Here is a 15555-nt window from a genome sequence, read left to right on the forward strand (position 1 = left end):
TTTTAATGATAATTAATTATCAATTAGTTGGTTATTTCTACAGCAACTGGAGATACACCTTTTAATCTGTAAGATGCATTACCTTGAATCTTAGCTTTAATATCAAAAATCGTAATAACATCACCTTTACGTGCTCTTTTTATTGCTGATTTTGCTTGGCTATTCATCTTAGTACCAGAAACTATAACAGTAGGTTGACCAGGAACTTTTACTTTAAAAGATGTAACGTTAATTGGTAAATCAAATACAAAATCTTCTAATTTAGCTCCAACAGTACCAATCTCTAAGTTACGCTTAGGTAATTTAACAATGCCATCTTTTCCAGATATTGTACCTGTTGGTTTTGGAATATCTTTAATTCTAAACGTTTGTTGATCACTAGCTTTTGAACCATCATCTAAAGTAGCAGAAACGTTAATTGTAACTTCTCTACCAGAACCTGGATTCATTGTATATTTTCCTACACCTGAAGCTTTAGATAAACCAGCTCCACTAGCACTTACTTTGTTATCTGGTACACCAGCAAAAGAAATTGTCATTGGATTAGCAACACCACGATAAACTACGTTCATCTTATCTGCAGATATAGTTGCAGAATTTGGTCTTGGCACAACTACATAGTTACCAATAATGTCAATGTCTAATGGCTTTCCATCTTCTAAGAACGTAAACTTTCCTTCAATAGTATGCTCACCAACGTTTCCAACATTAAAGTCTAACTTTGCAGCTCCTGTTGAATCAATTGCATTAGATAAATCAATTTCTTGACCCTGTACATTTAATTTTGTAGGTGTTACATTAGCATATTTACCTAATACAACTCTACCTTGAAACTTTTCTCCTTGAAAAAACGCAGATTTATCTGCTAATACTATGGCTTGATATTTCTTTAATGACGTAGCATCACTTACCAAATTACCTAGAAAACCATTATAAATATTAGTTTCTGTAGCTTTTACGTCGTTTTGCATTGCTGTTAACTTAGTATAAGAAGCAATGGCTGGGAAACCTTGAAAATGGTAATCTAACCATTTTTTCTTTTTTCCTTCATTGTCAGTAACAGGTTCTAAACTAAATCTTTTCTCAAAACTTGCTATTACTGGTTCCCATTTACCTTCTTTAGGTAAAACAGCTTTAATATCATTTTTGTATTTCTCTATTCTGGCAACTATTTCATCACCTCTTTTTGTGTAACGATCTCCTGTAAACCAGTGCTCATCTAATTTATCACCTTTATCCATTTCTTCGTAAGGTAACTCACCATTTTCTTCGCGCTCATAGCCTCCAAGTTTTACAATATCGTTTGCCTTTACATCGGCAATCCATTTGTAGAATTCTTCAGAAATAACACTAATTTGCTTAGCCATTTCGTTAGCTGCTGCAAAATCTTCTGGTTTTTCTTCAGCCTGTGAATTTAACTGAGAAAGAATCCCTTCATTTGACGTTGCTGCCAATTCGTTAGCACTATCAAATTTAGTGTTCATTAAACCAAATGCAGATAATACTTCTTTTGACATTGTCATTGCGATCATAGCAATGAATACCAAATACATTAGGTTAATCATTTTTTGCCTTGCGGACTGTTTTCCTCCTGCCATTTCTAATTAGTTTTTAATTGTTAATTAATTAAATCGATTATTAAAACCAATTAGTTTTTGTTCATTGCAGATAACATTCCACCATATACACCATTTAATGATGATAAGTTAGATGCTAAGGATTGCATTTGCTCTTTTAATTTAGTTGCATTTTCTACTGCTTCATCATTAATTGCCGCTTGTCTGTTAGCACTCTCAACCTGTACTTTATAAAGACTATTTAAAGACTCCATTTGTGCAGCCGCTAATGATAATTCTTCACTGTACTTCTTTTGAGCAGCCATAGAATCTACTGTTGGAGAAATTCCTTTTGCAGCACCTTCAAAGTTTTTGATACTATCACCAAGACTTGCCATAAGTTCACCATCAATTTTAGCATCTTTTAACAAGTTGTCTAATTTTTTAGATAATAAACCTTCTGCATCCTTAGGCTCTTCTAATTTTTTCTTTTTACCTCCTAAAGACTGACCTCCAGCTAATTCTGGATATACTAACGACCAATCTAAATCATCTCCTTGTTTTTCAAAAGCAGAGATTGTAAATACTATCGCTTCAACAATCATTCCTAAAGTAAGGATAAGTGATCCATAAGGCCAGTGCTGGATTTTAAATAATGCTCCAATAATTACAATTGCAGCTCCAAGTCCGTAGACCATATTCATTGTTGATAATTTCTTTTGTGCCATGATTTTTAAATTTTTAGTTTTAATTGAGTTTGGTTGTTAGACTCAATCTGGAATTAATAAATAGTTTAAGTTAAGTTAAGTTTAATTAATTTGTTGCTGTATTGCTTGTTACTTCAGTTCCCATATAATCTTGAACTGTTCTAAATCCAATATAGCTTCTTGCAGAATCTGCATATTCGTAATCTCTAGAACTTACTTGAAGGAAGTAAGCTACATCTTTCCAAGAACCACCTCTTACAACTTTACGTGCATTATTAGGGTCGTTTACATTTGGATTGATTGATGATGCATATTCATAAGATGCAGGATCATAAGATCCATTTACCCATTCAGATACGTTACCAGCCATATTATATAAGTTGAAATCATTAGGGTCATAAGCATCTGCTTCTACTGTATATAGCGCTTGATCCGCTGCATAATCTCCACGTAATGGTTTAAAGTTAGCCATAAAACAACCTCTGTCGTTTTTAGTATATGGTCCACCCCAAGGATATGTAGCTCCTTGTAATCCTCCACGAGCAGCATATTCCCACTCAGCTTCTGATGGTAATCTATAAGAGTTTACAGCATGTACTCCTCTTTTCTTTCTATCTGCATTGTGATATAATGTTCTCCACTGACAGAATGCTTGTGCTTGTTTCCAAGACACACCTACTACTGGATATGCTCCATAGGCATCATGCCAGAAATAATCATTATGCATTGGCTCATTATAAGAGTATGCAAAATCTCTAATCCAAGCTGTTGTATCTGGATAAACTTCAACCTCTTGCTGAACAACAACTTCAGATCGCTTAAGCCCTCTGTTTTTTGCCGCTTTTTGGATATCCATAAATGTATATTGAAACTTAAATTGCTTCACATCCCAAGTACGTTGTCCATTGTAAGATTCTTCAATTGGTAAATACATACCATCCATAACTTCAGCGTATAACTCATCAGGATAATCTTCAGTGCTTAGATATAACTCAACATCACGATTAATCTTTCTTTGCTCATTACCATAAGTATTTTGCATGTAACTTTCGTAAGCGTTAAGCTCTTCTGGATTAGAATCTTTATAAGCAAATTCTCCAATATCGCCGTTTCCTGGTGTTTTCCCTTCTAAATCAGCCATCTCAGCTAATTTTAATCTTAGAATAGAATCTCTTACCCATTCTACAAATTGACGATACTCACTGTTTGTAATTTCAGTTTCGTCCATATAGAATGCACGAACAGTAGCTGTTCTAGTCGGTGCATCTTGTACGCCAGCTAAATCATCATCAGATTTACCCATAATAAAAGCTCCGCCAGGCACAAGTGTCATCCCATAGGGCTTTTCTGGATGCCACGCTTTACCTTTAACTCCTACTAATTGTCCACGGTCTCCAGAATTACAACTGGCTACCAAAACTAGTACTGCGGTTAGTAAAATAAACTTCTTAATATTCATAGTAACTCTAGGTTAAATTATTCATAATTATTTTTGAGGTCGTAAACATATTTATATATTTTCGAATAAACAACTTTTTTTTGATTTTTTTTGCATTTCATCCCCAAAATAAGCATTTCGTCGACTAAAAAAGCGTAAAAATCCGACAAAGTGTACAATTTAGAAGCTATTCTTCCTGTACGCCTTAAACCAACGTTCTGGTATTTCACCTTGTGTAGCTAACACATAATCGGCATGCATGCATGGTAATAACGTATGCTTTTTTAATTTATTATTAACATTTGGCAAAAAAGGAATCTCAATCCACCAACGACCAGTTTTTAAACTTTTGTAAAAGATAAGTTCATCAGCCTCTACCAATACATTATATTTTTGATAGTATTTTTCGTTATTAAACTCATCATCATTAATACGACAGTTAACCCCTTCTATAAAATACCATATCATTTGAGCTATTAACATAGAAGTCGCATTATCATTTTTTGAACCATGATACTCGTAAATACCAAATGATGATACCTTATTACTTATACCTGCATATCTACTAATGGCACAAATCTCTTTTCCTGAAAATCCATTAGGCGAATATTTTTGATTATCGCTCACTTCTGAAGCCCTCACCGCTTTTAAATCTACGGATACAATGTGTGCATCTCGCAATAAAGGTTCTACCTTATTAATGTCTCCTGAAATTTCTCCCAATCGATAGGCCTCAAAATACAACTTTTCTATGAGATCTATTTCTTCTTGAGAGTTAAAATAAGTTTGATAACCAATTGTTGCGTAGTTAAATAAATTATAAGGCTCTTCTACAATCACTTTACCAACATAACTATTATTTTTAATTGGTAGACTTGCATCGCCTAAATCGAAATTTGTATCTATACTCGCAATGTTGACCATTGGCAATAAATCATCGTAAGCGCGATAATTAGCATAAGTTAAATCTTGACTTCCTCCTAAGACAATAGGAATAATATTCTTTTCATACAAAACAGCTATAGCTGTTCTGATTGCAAAATAAGTATCTTCTACTGTTTCACCTGGTTCTATATCGCCAAGGTCTGCAAGGGTAGTATGCCAATTACCCGGAAATAATGTATAAAGCGTTTTACGTATAGTATCAAAATTAATTTTTGCACCTATATAATTAACATCATTTCTATTTTCTTGAACACCTATAATAGCCATTTGAACGCCTTCTAAATCTGGAATTCCATTTTGGCGAGAATGAATCTTAATTTTTTTTCCTAGCGATTGTTGCGCTGTTAGTTCGTTATGAGCTAAGACCGCATCTGATACAGGCGTGAGAAAATTAAAATTCATAGGTTATTATTTCTTTTTAGTTGTCGCTTTCTTTTTAGCTGTTGTTTTCTTGGTTGCTTTCTTTTTAGTAGCTTTCTTTTTAGGTGCATTCTTTTCTAAAATCCCCAAGGCCTTTTCTAATGTCATTTTAGTAACATCGACTGTTTTGGCCAATTCTACTTTTTGCTTACCTTTTATAATATTGTGTCTTCCCCATCTTGCTTTTTCTACTCTTACACCTTCATCTTCCCAATTATGGATGACTTTATCAATTTCTTTTTGAATCTTTTCTTCAATCAATGTTACAATGTCTTCTTCAGATAGATTATCCCAATCATACTTCTTATTAACATTGATAAACATATTATTCCATTTTATAAATGGTCCAAATCGTCCTTTACCTTTAGTTACTTCTAAATCTTTATACATATATATAGGAGCATCTGCTAATTCTTTCTCCTTAATATATATCAATGCTTCATCCATATCAACACTTAAAGGGTCAACTCCTTTAGGAAGAGAGACAAACTTTTTACCAAAACGCACGTAAGGTCCAAAACGTCCATTGTTTACTTCTACCTCTTCATCTTTATAATGTCCTAATGCTTTTGGAAGTTTAAATAAATCCATAGCTTCTTCATAGGTAATAGAATTTAGCTGTTGATCTGGAGATAAGCTGGCAAACTTTGGTTTTTCTTCATCATCCATAACACCCAGTTGTACCATTGGTCCAAACTTCCCTAAACGCACACTAACTTGGCGACCAGTTTTAGGATCTGTTCCAAGAATTCTTTCACCTGACTCTCGTTCTGCATTTTCTTGTACATCTTCTACTTGCGGATGAAAACCTTTATAGAAATCTTTCATCATCTCTCGCCAATCTTCTTTTCCTTCAGCGATATCATCAAATTTATCTTCTACTTTGGCTGTAAAATTGTAATCTAAAATACTTTCAAAATGGTTAACTAAAAAATCTGTAACAATCATACCAATATCTGTAGGTACTAACTTTCCTTTATTAGAACCTGTTTGTTCAGTAAGTGTTACATCTTTTATTTTTTGATCTTCAAAAACAAGTTGTTTATATTTTCTTTCATCGCCTTCATGTGTTCCTTTTTCAATATAATTTCTATTTTGGATTGTAGAAATTGTAGGTGCATATGTAGACGGACGACCAATACCTAATTCTTCTAATTGTTTTACTAAAGACGCTTCTGTAAACCTTGCTGGTGGTCTGGTAAAACGCTCTGTAGCTGTGATGTATTTATTTTGAAGCGCCTCACCTACTTTTAAATCTGGTAATATACCTTCTTGTTCAGCATCTTCATCATCTGTTCCTTCTAAATACACTTTTAAAAACCCTTCAAATGTGATGATTTCTCCATTAGCCGTAAACTGTTCGCTAACTTTATTTTTGGAATTAATTTGGACCTTTAAATTAGTTCGCTCTAATTTAGCATCACTCATTTGCGATGCAATAGCGCGTTTCCAAATTAAATCATATAATCTTGCCTGATCACGTTCTGCATTAACCGTGTGATTTGAAAAATCGGTAGGTCGTATAGCTTCGTGAGCTTCTTGTGCACCTTTAGATTTTCCTTTATAATTTTTTGGGTTACTAAATTCTGTTCCGTAAGCCGATATAATTTCGTTTTCTGCTCCTTTTTTAGCTTCATCAGATAAGTTAACACTATCTGTTCTCATATAAGTTATAAGACCAGCTTCGTACAAACGCTGTGCATTTGACATGGTTCTACTAACTGAATAACCTAATTTACGTGACGCTTCTTGCTGAAGTGTTGACGTTGTAAATGGTGCTGCTGGAGATTTCTTTGCTGGTTTCTTTTGCAAATCTGAAACCTGATAAGTTGCTCCTATATTATCGTTAAGAAATTTTAAAGCTTCCTTTTCAGAATCAAAATTCTTTGGCAATTTAGCTTTAAAAGAATTTCCGTTTTCATTAGTAAATTCTGCATCAACTCTATAAGAAGCTTTAGCTTCAAAAGCCTGCACATCACGTTCACGTTCAACTATTAAGCGTACAGAAACAGATTGTACACGTCCTGCAGATAATCCACCTTTTACTTTTCGCCATAAAACAGGAGACAATTCGTAACCAACAATACGATCTAAAACACGTCTTGCTTGCTGGGCATCTACTAAATTATAGTCTATACTTCTAGGGTTTTCAATAGCCTTATTTATAGCGCTTTTTGTAATCTCATGAAAAACAATACGCTTTGTTTTTTCTTTATCTAATTTTAGGGTTTCTGCTAAGTGCCATGCTATTGCTTCTCCTTCTCGATCCTCATCACTTGCTAACCATACAATGTCTGCTTTTTTTGCTAAATCTTTTAATTTCTTTACGACATCTTTTTTATCTTTAGACACCTGATACTTTGGCATAAAATCACCCTCTACATCAACACCCAACTCTTTTGATGGTAAATCTGCAATGTGCCCAAAACTGGACTCAACCTTATAGTCTTTTCCTAAAAATTTTTCAATAGTTTTAGCCTTTGCAGGTGACTCAACAATAACTAGATTCTTCGACATTCTTAAAATTTTTCGTCTACAAATGTATGTGAAAATAAAGTTACAATCCTAATTTGGTCGTAAATACCATGCATTTTAACGTAATTATTTTTTACTAAAAAACATACTAACCCCTAATATTTACGGGACTTTCACAATTTTTAAAATTTTTATTAATATGCGTAAGTAATAGGTGTCGCTAATCCTTCTATATTTAAAATTACTTCATTGAGTCCTTCTACTCTAAGAGGTGCTAAATCAAAATTTTCTTGTTTATTAAAATAAGCCAAACAAACTTCATTATTAATTAGTTTTAATTTCAAATAGCGCTGAGGTGGCATGGATTCCGCTATATTTTCAGAATCTATTAATGTCATCACCCAATTAGAACTATCACAACCGCTATCTGAAATAGTTATTGTAATGCAATCGTTATTTATAATCACATCTTCGATTGCATGAGATTCTGCCGCATTAAATGCTGAATTATCCAAAATTATTTCTATACCACAAGGCTGTACAACAACAGATTCATCATCATTACATTGCATATTGAATAATAGTATACAGATGAATAAAAATTTCAATGATTTTTTCGATTTCATGATACCATTTATATTATTGAATTAAATTACAAAATATTCAACCTAATCTTTTGGTTTTAAAATTACTCTCCTAAATTAAAAATTGCATTAAATCTGATGCTATTATTTTTTCAATACAACGAATTATTTTCAATAGTATTTATTTTCTGTTGCTTTGATTAACATTTTCATTATAAGAGAATAAAACCGTTAAACAGAATACAATTAAAAAACTTAATATCAAAAGGTTAATTAAAAATACAAATATTATAGATTTTACAACTGCCACTTTGTCACAATCTCTAAAATAGTATTATCTTTGCATACTTATTGCAATTTGAAGTATTCATTACAACTGATGGAAAAAACTATAGACGAAAACAAACAAGGCGAAACCTTAATTTTAGATAATAAGGAAGGAAACAAGCGCAAATTATTTATTGAAAGTTATGGCTGTGCCATGAATTTTAGCGATAGTGAAATTGTGGCTTCAATACTCTCTGAACAAGGTTTTAACACAACCCAAACCCTTGAAGAAGCTGACCTTGTTTTAGTAAACACTTGCTCTATAAGAGACAAAGCCGAGCAGACGGTTAGAAAACGTCTACAGCAATATAATGCCGTAAAACGCACCAACCCAAAAATGAAAGTTGGTGTTTTAGGTTGCATGGCAGAACGCTTAAAAACTAAATTTTTAGAGGAGGAAAAAATTGTAGACCTTGTTGTTGGACCTGATGCCTACAAAGATTTACCTAATCTACTTGCTGAAGTAGACGAAGGAAGAGATGCCATAAACGTTATCTTATCTAAAGAAGAAACTTATGGTGACATTTCTCCTGTGAGGTTAAATACAAATGGTGTTACTGCGTTTGTATCTATTACTCGTGGTTGTGATAATATGTGTACGTTTTGTGTTGTACCATTTACAAGAGGACGAGAACGCAGTAGAGATCCTCAGAGTATTATTGAAGAAGTAAATGACCTTTGGTCTAAAGGCTTTAAAGAAATTACGCTACTTGGCCAAAATGTAGATAGCTATTTATGGTATGGAGGAGGCTTAAAAAAAGATTTTGTTAACGCCTCAGAATTACAAAAAGCTACAGCGGTTAATTTTGCTAAATTGCTAGAATTGTGCGCCAAAGCACAACCTAAAATGCGTATACGTTTTTCTACATCTAATCCACAAGATTTTACTTTAGATGTTATTGAAACCATGGCTAAATACGATAACATTTGTAAACATATTCATTTACCAGTACAAAGCGGAAGTGACCGAATTTTAAAAGAAATGAACCGCTTACACACACGAAAAGAATATTTTGAATTGGTTGATAATATAAAACGTATTATCCCAGAATGCTCTATTAGTGTTGATCTAATTGCTGGTTTCCCTACAGAAACAGAAGAGGATCACCAAGACACATTGAGCTTAATGGATTATGTGCAATATAATTTTGGTTACATGTTTACCTATTCTGAACGACCTGGAACATTAGCTGGTCGTAAAATGGAAGATGACGTACCAGAGGCTGTAAAAAAACGTCGTTTAAGCGAAATCATTCTTTTAGAACGAAAGTATAGCGAAATTAAAACGCGTCAACATCTTAATAAAACAGTAGAGGTTTTAATAGAAAAAGCGTCTAAAAAATCAGATGCACAATGGTCTGGTAGAACTTCAGATAATACAGTAGCTGTTTTCCCTAAGGAAAATTACAAAATTGGCGATTTGGTAAATGTACTAATCACGGATTGCACAAGCGCAACACTTATTGGTAAAGCCGTTGGTTATTCTAAATATAATTAATTACTATGGAATCTATTCAAGCCATAAAGCAACGTTTCGGAATTATAGGAAATGACCCTAAGCTAAATCGTGCCATAGAAAAAGCAATACAAGTTGCTCCTACTGATATTTCTGTATTAGTAACAGGAGAAAGTGGTGTTGGTAAGGAGAGTATTCCTAAAATAATTCATCAATTATCACACAGAAAACACGGTAAATATATTGCAGTTAACTGTGGAGCTATACCAGAAGGTACAATTGACAGTGAATTATTCGGACATGAAAAAGGTTCTTTTACAGGCGCAACATCTACACGATCGGGTTATTTTGAAGTTGCAGATGGTGGAACCATTTTTTTAGATGAAGTTGGCGAGTTACCGCTTACAACTCAAGTTAGATTATTACGTGTTTTAGAAAATGGAGAATTTATAAAAGTAGGCTCTAGCAAAGTCCAAAAAACCAATGTAAGGATTGTAGCAGCTACAAACGTTAATATGTTTGAAGCCATTAAAAAAGAAAAATTTAGAGAAGATTTATATTACAGGTTAAGTACGGTAGAAATTAACTTACCTCCTCTTAGAGATCGCAAAGATGATATTCATTTATTGTTTAGAAAATTTGCGAGTGATTTTGCTTTAAAATATAAAATGCCTACAATTAAATTAACGGATGATGCCGTTAATTTACTTATAAAATATCGCTGGAATGGTAATATAAGACAGTTACGTAATGTAGCTGAGCAAGTTTCAGTTTTAGAACAAAATAGAACAATAAACGGAGTAACCCTTCAAAATTATTTACCAAATACAGGCAATAATTTGCCAGCTGTTGTAAGTAACTCTAAATCTGAAAGTGATTTTAGCAGTGAACGTGAGATTTTATATAAAGTTTTATTTGACATGAAGAGTGATCTTAATGATCTAAAAAAACTAACCATGGAACTCATGAAAACAGGTAGTATTTCTGATGTACAAAAAGATAATGAACATTTAATTCAGAAAATATACGGAGAAGAAAAAGAAGAGAAATTTGAATCTGAAGTAGAAGATTTAGAAGTTTTATCTATACCTGCTCACACTGAAGAAAATGAAGAACTGCCAACAAACAGTGAAGACAAATACCATTTTGCAGAAGAAATTGAAGAAGAGGAAACCCTATCTTTACATGATAAGGAACTTGAATTAATAAAAAAATCTTTAGAACGTCATAGCGGAAAGCGTAAATTAGCTGCTGCAGAACTTGGTATTAGTGAACGCACATTGTACAGAAAAATTAAACAGTTTGATCTTTAAGATAAGTTTATGACATCAACTATAAGAAAATTTAAAATTAACAGTTTGAAGTATTAGTTGATTTTCTAAAACGATTTAAAACAAATGAAAATTAACAAATGAAAGCAGTAGAAATATTTATGATTCGTAAGTCCTTTACAAGAAATAGCTCAGAAGCAATAAGACAAGAGGCTGAAGATATGATAAACGAAAAACATTATAAAGGTTACAGACTTATTAATGTAGATTTTGACGTTGCGGATAATGCTGGCTATATTTATGCTTTTATAACCATGAAAAAACCAAATACTTATTAAATGAATAAATTCAAATACCTTTTAGTTTTTGTTATTGGCCTTGCTAGTTTTGGTTGCAAGGTCAATTATTCGTTTACAGGAATTACGGACACACCAGAAACGTTTCAAGTTAATTTTTTTCAGAATACTGCTGATTTAATAGAACCTGGTTTAGACCAACTATTTACAATTACGCTCCAAGATTTAATCACTAACCAAACAAGTGCCAATTTAGTAAACTCAGGTGGAGAGGTTATTTACGAAGGTGAAATTACAGAATACAGAATTGCACCAATGACGGCAACCTCAGAAAATACAGCTGCACAAAACCGTCTAACTATTAGTGTACAAGTCCGTTATATAAATACCAAAGACGAAGAAAAAGATTTTGACAAACGCTTTTCTTTTTATTACGATTATGGCGCAAGCGAACAACTATCTGGCAGTATAAAAGATACAGCCTTCGATGAAATATTAGAACGATTAACTCAAGACATCCTAAACGCTTCTTTAGCAGATTGGTAAATTATGGAGCTTCAAGATTTAACTACATTATTACATAAACCAGAAGCTATAACTGCATCTCAAACAGATATGCTTTCATCTGCAATTAAAGAATATCCCTATTTTCAAACTTTAAGAGCCCTATACCTTAAAGGCTTAAAACAAGCTGACAGTTATAAGTATAATAATGCATTAAAAATTACTGCAGCACATACTACTGACCGTAGTGTATTATTTGATTATATTACTTCTGAAGCTTTTAACCAAAATGAAATATCAGACCAAATCAAACAAAACACAGAACATTTAAAAGGTTTTGAGGTTAATGCCTTAGATGACATTTCAATAAATAAGAGTGTAACCATAGATGATGCTTTAAAAGAACATATAAAAGCCACCGAAGGTGTATTAGACCCAAATTTGTTTGAAGCAAAACCAATACCTCTACAAAATAAAGAACCACAAGCAACTAAAATTGAAGATTCTATTATTGCAGTAGACGTAAAAAATATTACACCAGAAGAACAACTTAATATAGGTAGACCACTTGATTTTGATAAATCTGAAAATCATTCCTTTACAGAATGGCTAAAAATCACAAGTTTTAAACCTATTAATCGTGATACAGTTAATGAAAGTGAAGAGGAAAAGGTTGAAGACGCTAAACCAGCAACCAGTTCTCCTTTAGATAGTAAGTTAGCGCTAATTGATAAATTTATAAGCGAAAACCCAAAGATAAAACCGGTTAAAGACAATGCGCCAAAACCAAAATTAGTTAACAATGATGATGCTATTTCAGACAGTTTGATGACTGAAACTTTAGCTAGAATATATTTAGAACAAAAAAACTACGATAAAGCAATTCAATCTTACAAAATTTTAAGTTTGAAATATCCAGAAAAAAGTAGTTTCTTTGCACACCAAATAAAATTGGTAAAAGAAATAAAAGATAATAATACAATATAAAATGAGTGCATTTACAATATTTTTAGGATTAATCGTAATCGTTGCCTTTTTACTTGTCGTAGTAATTATGGTACAGAACCCTAAAGGAGGAGGATTATCTTCTTCGTTTGGAGGTGGAGGCACACAGCAAATGGGTGGAGTAAAAAAAACAGGTGACTTTTTAGACAAAAGCACATGGTTTTTAGCAGGTGCTTTAATCATATTAATTTTAGCGTCTAATTTAACAATTAATTCTGGTGGAGCTACTGAATCTAAAGCTTTAGACACAGAAGAAGCTATTGAAACACCAACACTACCAATGCCAACAACGGATGGATCAACTACTGACGGTTCAGCGACAGAATAATACAACCGTTATATTAATATAAAATTAAGCCAACTTTTTTAGTTGGCTTTTTTATTTTCATATACAAAATAACAAAGTATGAAACTTTGTCAGTCATTCTTATATGGCACAATTTTCGAACTACGCTTCAGCGTAAATTAATAATTAAATAATTTAAAAAATATAACAAATGGGCTTAAACATTAAACCATTAGCAGACCGTGTTCTTGTAGAACCAAAGCAAGCTGAAACTAAAACAGCTTCAGGTATTATTATTCCAGATAATGCAAAAGAAAAACCACAAAAAGGGACTGTTGTTGCCATTGGTAACGGAACAAAAGACGAACCTTTAACAGTTAAAGTTGGTGATACTGTACTTTATGGAAAATATGGTGGAACTGAACTTAAACTTGAAGGTAAAGATTATTTAATGATGCGTGAAAGTGACATCCTAGCGATAATCTAATCATCCAAACTATTAATTCTGTCATTCCGCACTTGATGCGGAATCCACTAAAAACTTAATTAAAATAGATTCCTGCCTTCGCAGGAATGACAAAAACTAAAAAAACATGGCAAAAGATATAAAATTCGATATTGAAGCACGCGACGGACTAAAACGTGGTGTAGATGCTTTAGCAAATGCAGTAAAAGTAACATTAGGACCAAAAGGTCGTAACGTAATTATAGGAAAATCATTTGGTGCACCTCAAGTAACCAAAGATGGTGTTTCTGTAGCAAAAGAAATTGAGCTAGAAGATGAGCTTGAAAACATGGGAGCTCAGATGGTAAAAGAAGTAGCTTCTAAAACTAACGATTTAGCTGGTGATGGTACAACCACTGCGACAGTGTTAGCTCAAGCTATTGTAAAAGAAGGTCTTAAAAACGTTGCTGCTGGCGCAAACCCAATGGATTTAAAACGTGGTATTGACAAAGCAGTTGAAGCTATTGTAACGGATTTAGATAAACAATCTCAAAAAGTAGGAAGCTCTTCTGATAAGATTAAACAAGTTGCAGCGATTTCTGCAAACAATGATGATACCATAGGTGAATTAATCGCTACAGCTTTTGGTAAAGTTGGTAAAGAAGGTGTAATTACCGTAGAAGAAGCTAAAGGTATGGAAACATACGTTGATGTGGTTGAGGGTATGCAGTTTGACAGAGGTTATTTATCACCTTACTTTGTTACAGACTCAGATAAAATGATTGCTGATTTAGAGAATCCTTACATTTTATTATTCGATAAAAAAATCTCTAACTTACAAGAAATTCTTCCAATATTAGAACCAGTTGCACAATCTGGTCGTCCTTTATTAATAATCGCTGAAGATGTTGAAGGGCAAGCCTTAGCAACTTTAGTAGTAAACAAATTACGTGGTGGACTTAAAATTGCTGCTGTAAAAGCACCTGGTTTTGGAGACAGACGTAAAGCCATGTTAGAAGATATCGCTATTCTTACAGGTGGTGTTGTAATTTCTGAAGAAAGAGGTTTCTCTCTTGAAAATGCTGACTTAACTATGTTAGGTACTGCAGAAACCGTAACAATTGACAAAGACAACACAACTATTGTAAACGGTAGTGGTAAAGCTGCAGATATCAAAGCTCGCGTAAATCAAATTAAAGCTCAGATAGATACTACAACTTCTGATTACGATAAAGAAAAACTACAAGAACGTTTAGCTAAACTAGCTGGAGGTGTTGCTGTATTATACGTAGGTGCTGCTTCTGAAGTTGAAATGAAAGAAAAAAAGGACAGAGTTGATGATGCTCTACATGCTACACGTGCTGCCGTTGAAGAAGGTATCGTTGCAGGTGGAGGCGTTGCCTTAGTGAGAGCTAAAAAAGTATTGGAAAAATTAACTACCGATAACTTAGACGAAACTACAGGTGTGCAAATTGTAAACAAAGCAATTGAATCTCCATTACGTACTATTGTAGAAAATGCTGGTGGTGAAGGTTCAGTAGTTATAAATAAAGTATTAGAAGGCAAAAAAGACTTTGGATACGATGCTAAATCAGAAACTTATGTAGATATGCTTAAAGCTGGTATTATTGACCCTAAAAAAGTAACACGTATAGCGCTAGAAAATGCTGCTTCTGTTGCTGGTATGATTCTAACTACTGAGTGTGCATTAGTAGACATTAAAGAAGATGCTCCTGCAATGCCAATGGGTGGCGGAGGAATGCCAGGTATGATGTAATAGTAAATCACATAGATGAATTATTGATGCAAATCAATTATTATATAAAAGCCCTTGATATTT

General features: G+C 33.2%; 14 protein-coding genes. 8 read left to right on the forward strand and 6 right to left on the reverse strand.

The window, feature by feature from the left end:
* Window positions 1–23: 23 nt before the first annotated feature.
* The 6 genes from porM to HNV10_RS07645 all read right to left on the reverse strand — a co-directional run bounded on the left by porM (window position 24) and on the right by HNV10_RS07645 (window position 8167).
* Window positions 24–1598: a type IX secretion system motor protein PorM/GldM gene (gene porM / locus HNV10_RS07620; protein WP_173300739.1), complete on the reverse strand. Its 1575-nt coding sequence runs from the start codon at window positions 1596–1598 to the stop codon at window positions 24–26.
* A 50-nt stretch (window positions 1599–1648) separates the two neighbouring features.
* Window positions 1649–2284: a type IX secretion system motor protein PorL/GldL gene (porL, locus tag HNV10_RS07625; protein ID WP_173300740.1), complete on the reverse strand. Its 636-nt coding sequence runs from the start codon at window positions 2282–2284 to the stop codon at window positions 1649–1651.
* Between the two features lie 85 nt (window positions 2285–2369).
* A complete protein-coding gene (gene porK / locus HNV10_RS07630) occupies window positions 2370–3716 on the reverse strand; it encodes a type IX secretion system lipoprotein PorK/GldK (RefSeq protein ID WP_449489497.1) in 1347 nt (448 codons plus the stop codon).
* Between the two features lie 165 nt (window positions 3717–3881).
* Window positions 3882–5048 (reverse strand): formimidoylglutamase, encoded by a 1167-nt coding sequence (locus HNV10_RS07635; protein ID WP_173300742.1) that lies wholly within the window; start codon window positions 5046–5048, stop codon window positions 3882–3884.
* Window positions 5049–5054: 6 nt separating this feature from the next.
* Window positions 5055–7583: a type I DNA topoisomerase gene (topA, locus tag HNV10_RS07640; protein WP_173300743.1), complete on the reverse strand. Its 2529-nt coding sequence runs from the start codon at window positions 7581–7583 to the stop codon at window positions 5055–5057.
* A 152-nt stretch (window positions 7584–7735) separates the two neighbouring features.
* Window positions 7736–8167 carry a hypothetical protein gene (locus tag HNV10_RS07645; protein WP_173300744.1) on the reverse strand — a complete coding sequence of 144 codons (432 nt, stop codon included), beginning with the start codon at window positions 8165–8167 and terminating at the stop codon, window positions 7736–7738.
* Between the two features lie 337 nt (window positions 8168–8504).
* Here HNV10_RS07645 and miaB point away from each other — a divergent pair, with 337 nt between their 5' ends.
* The 8 genes from miaB (at window position 8505) to groL (ending at window position 15492) form a co-directional block, all read left to right on the forward strand.
* On the forward strand, window positions 8505–9950 hold the full coding sequence (miaB, locus tag HNV10_RS07650; RefSeq protein WP_173301007.1) for a tRNA (N6-isopentenyl adenosine(37)-C2)-methylthiotransferase MiaB: 1446 nt from the start codon (window positions 8505–8507) through the stop codon (window positions 9948–9950).
* 5 nt (window positions 9951–9955) lie between these two features.
* Window positions 9956–11221 carry a sigma-54 interaction domain-containing protein gene (locus tag HNV10_RS07655; protein ID WP_173300745.1) on the forward strand — a complete coding sequence of 422 codons (1266 nt, stop codon included), beginning with the start codon at window positions 9956–9958 and terminating at the stop codon, window positions 11219–11221.
* Window positions 11222–11319: 98 nt separating this feature from the next.
* The gene (locus HNV10_RS07660) at window positions 11320–11517 is read left to right on the forward strand and encodes a hypothetical protein (protein WP_173300746.1); all 198 of its coding nucleotides are present in this window, start codon (window positions 11320–11322) and stop codon (window positions 11515–11517) included.
* Entirely contained in the window at window positions 11518–12021 is a 504-nt protein-coding gene (locus tag HNV10_RS07665) for an LptE family protein (protein ID WP_173300747.1), read from the forward strand.
* A gap of 3 nt (window positions 12022–12024) precedes the next feature.
* A complete protein-coding gene (locus HNV10_RS07670) occupies window positions 12025–12966 on the forward strand; it encodes a hypothetical protein (RefSeq protein WP_173300748.1) in 942 nt (313 codons plus the stop codon).
* Between the two features lies 1 nt (window position 12967).
* Window positions 12968–13312, forward strand: a complete 345-nt coding sequence (gene secG, locus HNV10_RS07675; RefSeq protein WP_173300749.1) for a preprotein translocase subunit SecG — start codon at window positions 12968–12970, stop codon at window positions 13310–13312.
* Window positions 13313–13481: 169 nt separating this feature from the next.
* Window positions 13482–13757: a co-chaperone GroES gene (locus tag HNV10_RS07680; RefSeq protein WP_173300750.1), complete on the forward strand. Its 276-nt coding sequence runs from the start codon at window positions 13482–13484 to the stop codon at window positions 13755–13757.
* 106 nt (window positions 13758–13863) lie between these two features.
* Window positions 13864–15492, forward strand: coding sequence for a chaperonin GroEL (gene groL / locus HNV10_RS07685; protein WP_173300751.1), 1629 nt, complete (start codon window positions 13864–13866; stop codon window positions 15490–15492).
* Window positions 15493–15555 lie beyond the last annotated feature (63 nt).

Origin of the sequence: Winogradskyella litoriviva, from assembly GCF_013249065.1 — a bacterium.
Taxonomy (GTDB): Bacteria; Bacteroidota; Bacteroidia; order Flavobacteriales; family Flavobacteriaceae; genus Winogradskyella; species Winogradskyella litoriviva.